Below are 7,545 nucleotides of genomic sequence, written 5' to 3'. Positions count from 1 at the left end.
ATATATTTGTGCTCAACGTCTGCACAAGGCCAGATGCCGTTGTCTTTTTCGCCGTTGTTGAGTGGTTTACCAACTGAGTGCAAACAAGGAACGAATTCACCGTCTGTACCGATGATGTCGAGAACTTTTTTGCCTGCGCGAGTCATGATGTCCATGTTGAGAACAACGTACTCAGAGTCAGTAAGCTCGATACCGTTCTTTGAGATTGGTGAGCCGAGTGGACCCATGCAGAATGGAATTACGTACATTGTGCGGCCGTGCATACAGCCCTTGTACAAGCCCTTCATTGTTGCCTTGAGCTCAACCGGGTCAATCCAGTTGTTTGTTGGACCTGCATCTTCCTGTTTAACAGAAGAAATGAATGTTCGGCCCTCAACGCGTGCAACGTCTGATGGGAGTGAGCGGAACAAGAAGCTGTTCGGCTTTTTAGCAAGTGGAGTTGCGAGACCAGCATCGACGCATTTTTTCATCAATCGGTCATACTCTTCAGTTGAACCGTCACAAACGTAAACGCTGTCTGGTTCACACATCTTAACACATTCTTCAACCCATGCTTTGATTTTAGGGTTTTTGATTTCATCAAGTGTCATTATATCGCTCCTTAAAAGTTCGATTTGACAAAAATTATACCACGGTTTTTTGGAAAAGTGAAGTGGAAAAAATCAAAAATCAGAGAAGGGCGTGGGGGAACCGCCTTCCCCCTGGGGTTCAAGCTTCGCTTTCACCCACACCCCCTTCTCCTGGGGCTGCCGCCCCAAGCCCCAAAATTTCATAAATTTTTCTGTAATTTCTTTCTTTTGTATGTTATAATTATTGTATGCGTCTGCGACAAAAACTCGCAAATACAACAGCTTTATTTTTTCTCATTCTGACTTGCGCTGTCCTCTTGTCCTGCGGGCAAAAAGAACCGCCGCCCATTGAAATCGGAAGGAATTTTTATTACTGGGAGTCAACGCTAGAGTCAACTTTGGGCGATGCGCTCAAAAATGCCGGCGAATTCAAAAAACTCGACGATTATTCCGAGCATAATCTCATGCATGTTTTTGGCAAGGACAGGCATTTTGTCTGGCTCAGGGCGGACTTCGAGATTCCGCCATACTACAGAAATGCAGCTCTTGCCATGGTCATTCCGCATCTTCGCTTTGCGGATCAAGTTTATTGCAACAATGTCATGATAAGGCAGGACGGCTCTTTCCCGCCAAATGAGCGTTCAACCCTCTTTATGGCGCACTTTTTCAACTTCCCTCAAAATGTCTTAAAACAGGAAGGCAAAAACACAATCTTTATCAAAGTGTTCGTTCAGGGCGACGCAGGCATATCAAGCCACATAACAATTCAACCGCCGCAGTTCTCATATCCAAAATACGAAAAAATAAATTTCATAAATGCCCGCATTTACATGCTTCTTTTCGGAATCATGTTCTTCACATTCATTCTTTACCTTATTCTCTGGGCAAACCTTCGTAGTTTCAAAGAATATCTTGTTTTCGCGTTCCTCAATCTTTCCACCGCCTTGCTCAACACATATTTTTTCGGCACAGAACTCCCTGTATACACGACAGACATGATTTCTCACCTCACTTTCGCAAAAATATCATTCTGCATTCCCGGATATGTGGCGGTTTATCTCACAACACTTTTTGCTTCCTATTTTTATGACGCAAAACATCCATTTCCAGTAAAAATTGTACAGCAAGCCATTCTTTTGATTCAGGTAATTCCTACTATCTTTGCCACGAGCTACAGTTTCCTGATAAAAGTTTCCCCATTTATGATGAGCCTTGTCGGAATTCAGGTTACAATTGGCATTTACGGTCTTGTAAAGCATATTCTTATAAAAAAATACAGAAAAAGATCCATTTTGCTTCTTATTGGTCTGACACCATTTTTCATTGGAATTACAATCGATGCAATCGTGCGTGCTTATGACAATACTTGGGCCTATCCTTATTTCTTTACTTTCGGCTGGCAAAGCTCAATCGTCATATTCATCATTCTTTTGGCCAACAGATTCGGCAAGATGTACAAAAACAATGAGAAGCTTTCGTCACATCTTCGAGAAGAAGTTGAATCGCGCACAATAGATTTAAAAGAAGCAAACAACGCGCTCTCGGTTCTCAACGAACGGCTCGAAAAGGACAAGCACCGCTCCGACATGGATTTGGAAATGGCTTCCCTCGTGCAGCGAAAATTCTTGCCTAAGCCAAACATCCGCTTCCGGGGCTGGGAAATTGCAGTCTGCTACGCGCCGCGCTCAAAAGTTTCCGGTGATTTCTACGATTATTACAGTTTCAACGACACTCTCAACGGAATCACGCTTTTCGATGTTTCCGGCCACGGACTTTCAGCAAGCCTTGTAACAATGCTCTCAAAGAATATCATTTCAAGGCTCTTCCAGACAGGTTTCAGGCGCAAGGAACATGTAGATAAAATACTCACGAAAATCAACAACATGATTCTTTATGAAAAAGGTGATATCGACAATTACATGACAGGAATCTTGTGCAGTTTTGATGACAGCGAAGCTCCGTCAAAATGCAAGGTAGAGCTTGGAAATGCAGGCCATCCTTATCCGCTCAAATACAGTCTCATCGACAACGAAGTTTTTGAGCTAAAAGGCAACGATGGCAAAGAACATTATGGCGCAATCGGTATGAGAGGAATCAAAGTATCTTTTGCGCGCTCAAATTTTGTGATGTCAACAGGCGATATTCTTCTATTATATACAGACGGTCTCACTGAAGCTACGAATCAAAAACAGGAGCAGTTCGGACTAAAAACTATCAAGAAAATCATCAAGGAAAATCATGCGAAATCCGCGGACGAACTTCTCGGTCTCATAATAGAACAGCTGGAGTTGTTCACTGAATACAAAGAATTTGATGATGACCTTACGATTATCATTGCCAAGCGAAAGAATCCAAGCGAATTCGTAAATGATGCCGAACACGAAGATGTTGAAATCTACGAGGAGCAGTTTGAAGAGCTAGAAGAAGTGCCGGACGAGCCTGAACAAAAAGAGGATTAGCACTTTTTGGCCATGTAGCAATTTTTTGAATCTTTTGATAGAATCATTCCATTATGAATATCTTAAGTATTTTAGGTGCCGCACAGGGAGCTGTAGCACAAGGCTTGCTCTGGGGAATCATGACCCTCGGCGTTTATCTCACTTTCCGAATCCTTAACATCGCGGACATGACATGCGATGGTTCTTTTGCCCTCGGCGGCTCAACATGCGCAATTCTGGTCACAAAAGGCATGAATCCGCTTCTTGCAGTTTTCATTTCATTTTTTACAGGCTTAATCGCGGGCCTCGCAACCGGAATCATGCACACAAAGCTTAAGATTCACGAAATTTTGGCCGGAATTCTTTCGATGATTGCACTTTATTCTATTAATATCCGTATCATGGGTCGTTCAAATACACCACTTCTCGGAATCGACACCGTAATGACAAAAATGCAGGATCAGTTTGGAATCACACCGAACATCGCTTCTTTTATCGTCGGAGTTATTTTCGGAATCGCACTGATTGCCTTGCTTTACTGGTTCATGGGAACAGAACTTGGCTCATGTCTTCGAGCAACAGGCAACAACGAAAAGATGGTTCGGGCAATGGGCGTTGACACCGACAAAATCAAGCTCATGGGTCTTATGCTCTCAAACGGATTGATTGCTCTTTCAGGCGCGCTCGTCGCACAGCAGCAGGGCTACGGTGATGTCGGCATGGGAACAGGCGCAATCGTAATTGGATTGGCTTCAATCATTTTGGGTGAAAGCATTTTCGCATGGTTCAACAAACGGTTCTCATTCTATATAACTTTGCTCTCAATCTTACTCGGCTCAGTCGTTTACCGGCTTATAATTGCGGTTGTCCTTCAGCTCGGTCTCAAATCATCAGACCTCAAATTGCTCACGGCAATCATCGTCGTAATCGCACTCGCAATTCCTGTATTAAAGCACAAGATTGCGCCTAAAAAGGTACTTGCAAAATAGGAAGATAAAAAATGCTTGAAATTACAAATGTATCAAAAACTTTCAATCCAGGAACAATCACAGAAAAACAAGCCCTTCACGACATAAATCTCAAGCTTGAGGACGGCGATTTCGTAACAATCATCGGCGGAAACGGAGCCGGAAAATCAACTCTCCTCAACTTGATTGCAGGCGTTCATTCTTGTGACACAGGCTCAATCAAGCTCAACGGCCGCGATGTAACAGATATGCCGGAATACAAAAGAGCAGCATTTTTAGGCCGGGTTTTCCAAGACCCACTCACAGGCACTGCCGCAAACATGGAAATCGAAGAGAATCTTGCGATGGCACTTCGCCGTGGCAGCACAAGAACACTGCGCTGGGGTATCAAAAAGGAAGAAAAAGCAATTTACCGCGAAAAACTCGCTATGCTCGATCTTGGCCTTGAGAGCCGGCTCACAAGCAAAGTCGGGCTTCTCTCTGGCGGTCAAAGACAGGCGCTCACTCTTCTCATGGCAACTCTTAAAAAGCCGGAACTTCTTTTGCTCGACGAGCACACCGCAGCCCTTGATCCAAAAACGGCTGCAAAAGTTCTTGAGCTTACAGAAAAGTTCATTGAGCAGGATAAGCTCACGGCATTCATGGTAACACACAACATGAGGCATGCAATTCAGTATGGCAACCGACTGATTATGATGATGAAAGGCCATATTGTGTACGATGTCCGTGGAGAAGAAAAAAAGAATCTGAAGGTTGAAGATTTGCTCGCCAAGTTCAGTGAGGCGGGAGATTTGAACGACCGGGTTATGCTTGGATAATAAAAAAATTAGCAAAAAAAAATGGCCACCGATTTTTGGCGGCCATTTTTTTTGCACCTTATTTTACAGAGCGCAACATGTACAAGTTATCAGAATCAGGATCGTAGTAGAAAGTGTAAAGATAAATTGTGGTGTTGTCTTTGTCTGTAGTGCGGTATGTAGTGAATGCGTATTTGTAGCCTTCCTTTTTCATTGTAGGCTTAAGCTGCTCGTCCCAAGTTTTGGTGATTTCGCCACCGTTAAAGTTGTAAAACTCGGTGATTGTCTCATTTGGACCCATACCCCAGCCAGATGTTTTGAAAAGCTGAATTGTTCGGTTGTCGCGCTGAGTGTCGTTCTTGAACGCGTAGAATTTAAAACTCTTGCCCAGTCGTTTTGCCTTGAATTCATACCAACTATAATTTTCATCTTCCAAACCTTTGATTTTTGTCTGATTTTTTGCCTGAGAAAAGGCAAAAGCCGTAAAGATGAAGAATGCGATAAAAAGTGCAGTCAATTTCTTAAACATAATATTCTCCTATGATAACTCCCACAAGAATATTATAACACGATATTCGAAAATGTAAAAGTTTATTTTAATTATTTTTAAGAAAGATTATATCGGTGTTTTGGGAACGCAATCTTTCTTAAAACTGTGGAACATTACAACTCAATTCATTATAATAGATAAGAAATTTTTATTTTATAGAGGAATTTTTATGTCAGATGTAAGAGTTAGATACGCACCGTCACCAACAGGAATGCAGCACATCGGTGGCGTCCGCACAGCCCTTTTCAATTATCTTTACGCACGAAGCCAGGGTGGCAAATTCATTCTTCGTCTTGAAGACACAGACCGCACCCGCTACGACGAAAAATATGTCCAGAACCTTTATGACACAATGGCATGGCTCGGAATCGAATGGGACGAAGGCGGCTCAAAAGGCGGCGAATACGGTCCTTATGTTCAGTCAGAGCGATTCGAACTTTACAAAAAATATGCAGAAGAGCTTGTCAAAAAAGGCGAGGCTTACTACTGTTTCTGTGACTCAGAGCGTTTGGAGCGAATCAAAAAAATCCAGACAGAAAACAAAATGGCTCCTGGATACGACCGAAACTGCCGTCACCTCACTCCAGAGGAAGTAAAGGCAAACCTTGACGCCGGAAAGCCTTATGTAATCCGTCTCAAAGTACCTCTTGAAGGCGAGACAACTTTCCACGACCACTTGCTCGGCGACATCACATGGAAAAACGAAGACATTTCTCCGGATCCAGTTTTGCTCAAATCAGACGGATTCCCGACATATCACCTGGCAAACATCGTTGATGACCATCTCATGAAAATCACTCATGTAATGCGCGCTCAAGAATGGATTCCTTCTACTCCACTCCACGTTCAGATGTACCGTTCATTCGGATGGGAGCACCCGGAATTCTGTCACTTGCCAATGGTAAACGGTTCAGACGGCAAAAAGCTCTCAAAACGACACGGTTCAACTTCTTTGAACGAGTTCCGCGCACGAGGATATTTGCCACAGGCAATCGTAAACTATGTTGCTTTGCTGGGCTGCTCATACGAGGAAGGCCGCGATTTCTACACATTGGACGAACTTGCCGAGCGATTCAAGCTTGAGCACCTCAACAAAGCTCCGGCTGTATTCGACTACAAAAAACTCGAATTCTACAACGCAAACTATATCCGCCAGCTTTCAACGGAAGAGCTTTACAAATGGACACTTCCGTTCATCACAGGAACAGGAGATGCAACTCTTGAAATCAACCCTGAGAACCCGCAGCCAAAACCAAATGTTGGCCCAGAATTCTCAGGCGTTGCAATGGGCGAAGACGGAGAGCCTTACTGCGTAGACAAATCAATGAACATGACCAGCGCAGATGTCAAAAAGACACTAATGGGTCTCATGCCACTCATTCAGGAGCGACTCAAGTTCCTCACAGAAGCAGCTGAGATGGTTCACTTCATGTTCACAGAGCCAGCAGTTCCACCTGTTGAGCAGCTTGTTCCTAAAAAGCTCGACCAGGCAAAAACAAAAGAAGTTCTTGAGAACGCAATCAACTTTATCGAAAAATTGCCGTCTCTTGACCATGAAGCAGCCGAACAGTTGGCTAAAGATACAGCTGAAAAAATTGGGGTGAAGCTCGGTGATTTCATGATGCCAATTCGTATGGCTGTAACAGGAAGCAGGGTTTCTCCACCTCTTATCGGTTCTATTCTTGTATTGGGAACAGAAAAATCTATAGAACGTGTTAAACGAACTATAGCAACTTTGTAATGAAAAAACTGAAGGGCTTGGAATCAAACTCGGTGACTTTATGACACGCACTGCGCGTAAGCGCAGTCGTAAAATAAACTTCCTATCAGTGCGCGGCGCACTTGTGCGTCGCATGCCAGTTCGTATGGCTGTAACAGGAAGCCGCGTTTCTCCACCGCTCATCGGTTCGATCGCAGTTTTGGGCAAAGAGAAATCTTTGGCACGAATCGAGCGAACTATCGCAACTCTCTAATGGAAAAACTTAAATCACAAGTCGGCGCGCTTCTTGCATTTTTTGACGAGAAGCAGCCGATTCAAAAAGATGGAACTTTCTCAGCTGAGCTTGTCAAAGAAACTGTGCTCAAAATGGCAGATTTCGTAATCGAAGACAAAACCGAGCTTTCAGCCCTTAAAGAATGGATGGAAAGCCACGATTTTTGGACAAGCCCGGCAAGCACGCGCTTTCACGGAAATGTAAAGGGCGGATTGGCAGCACATTCTCT

6 protein-coding genes and 2 pseudogenes are annotated in these 7,545 nt (G+C 43.7%); 6 read left to right on the top strand and 2 right to left on the bottom strand.

Going from position 1 to position 7,545, the window contains the following annotated elements:
- Positions 1 to 590, bottom strand: a pseudogene (locus IJJ71_RS12475) (phosphoenolpyruvate carboxykinase (GTP)); the annotation flags it as partial.
- A gap of 227 nt (positions 591 to 817) precedes the next feature.
- Here IJJ71_RS12475 and IJJ71_RS12470 point away from each other — a divergent pair.
- The 3 genes from IJJ71_RS12470 to IJJ71_RS12460 are packed head-to-tail and all read left to right on the top strand — an operon-like array spanning position 818 to position 4,793.
- Positions 818 to 3,028, top strand: coding sequence for a SpoIIE family protein phosphatase (locus tag IJJ71_RS12470; protein WP_296847467.1), 2,211 nt, complete (start codon positions 818 to 820; stop codon positions 3,026 to 3,028).
- A 53-nt stretch (positions 3,029 to 3,081) separates the two neighbouring features.
- A complete protein-coding gene (locus IJJ71_RS12465) occupies positions 3,082 to 3,996 on the top strand; it encodes an ABC transporter permease (protein WP_296847466.1) in 915 nt (304 codons plus the stop codon).
- A gap of 11 nt (positions 3,997 to 4,007) precedes the next feature.
- The gene (locus IJJ71_RS12460; RefSeq protein ID WP_296847465.1) at positions 4,008 to 4,793 is read left to right on the top strand and encodes an ABC transporter ATP-binding protein; all 786 of its coding nucleotides are present in this window, start codon (positions 4,008 to 4,010) and stop codon (positions 4,791 to 4,793) included.
- A gap of 58 nt (positions 4,794 to 4,851) precedes the next feature.
- On the opposite strand, the gene IJJ71_RS12455 is transcribed toward IJJ71_RS12460, so the two are convergent.
- The gene (locus tag IJJ71_RS12455; protein ID WP_296847464.1) at positions 4,852 to 5,301 is read right to left on the bottom strand and encodes a hypothetical protein; all 450 of its coding nucleotides are present in this window, start codon (positions 5,299 to 5,301) and stop codon (positions 4,852 to 4,854) included.
- A 190-nt stretch (positions 5,302 to 5,491) separates the two neighbouring features.
- Between IJJ71_RS12455 and gltX the strand changes: the two genes are divergently transcribed.
- The 3 genes and pseudogenes from gltX to IJJ71_RS12440 all read left to right on the top strand — a co-directional run.
- Positions 5,492 to 7,063 (top strand): glutamate--tRNA ligase, encoded by a 1,572-nt coding sequence (gltX, locus tag IJJ71_RS12450; protein ID WP_296847463.1) that lies wholly within the window; start codon positions 5,492 to 5,494, stop codon positions 7,061 to 7,063.
- A gap of 4 nt (positions 7,064 to 7,067) precedes the next feature.
- A pseudogene (locus tag IJJ71_RS15025) lies at positions 7,068 to 7,295 on the top strand (hypothetical protein); the annotation flags it as partial.
- On the top strand, positions 7,295 to 7,545 hold a 251-nt coding region (locus IJJ71_RS12440), incomplete at its 3' end, for a hypothetical protein (RefSeq protein ID WP_296847460.1). The pseudogene IJJ71_RS15025 and the gene IJJ71_RS12440, both read left to right, overlap by 1 nt.

Origin of the sequence: Treponema sp. (genome assembly GCF_017430385.1) — a bacterium.
Taxonomy (GTDB): Bacteria; Spirochaetota; Spirochaetia; order Treponematales; family Treponemataceae; genus Treponema_D.
This window is presented reverse-complemented; position numbering and strand designations above follow the sequence as displayed.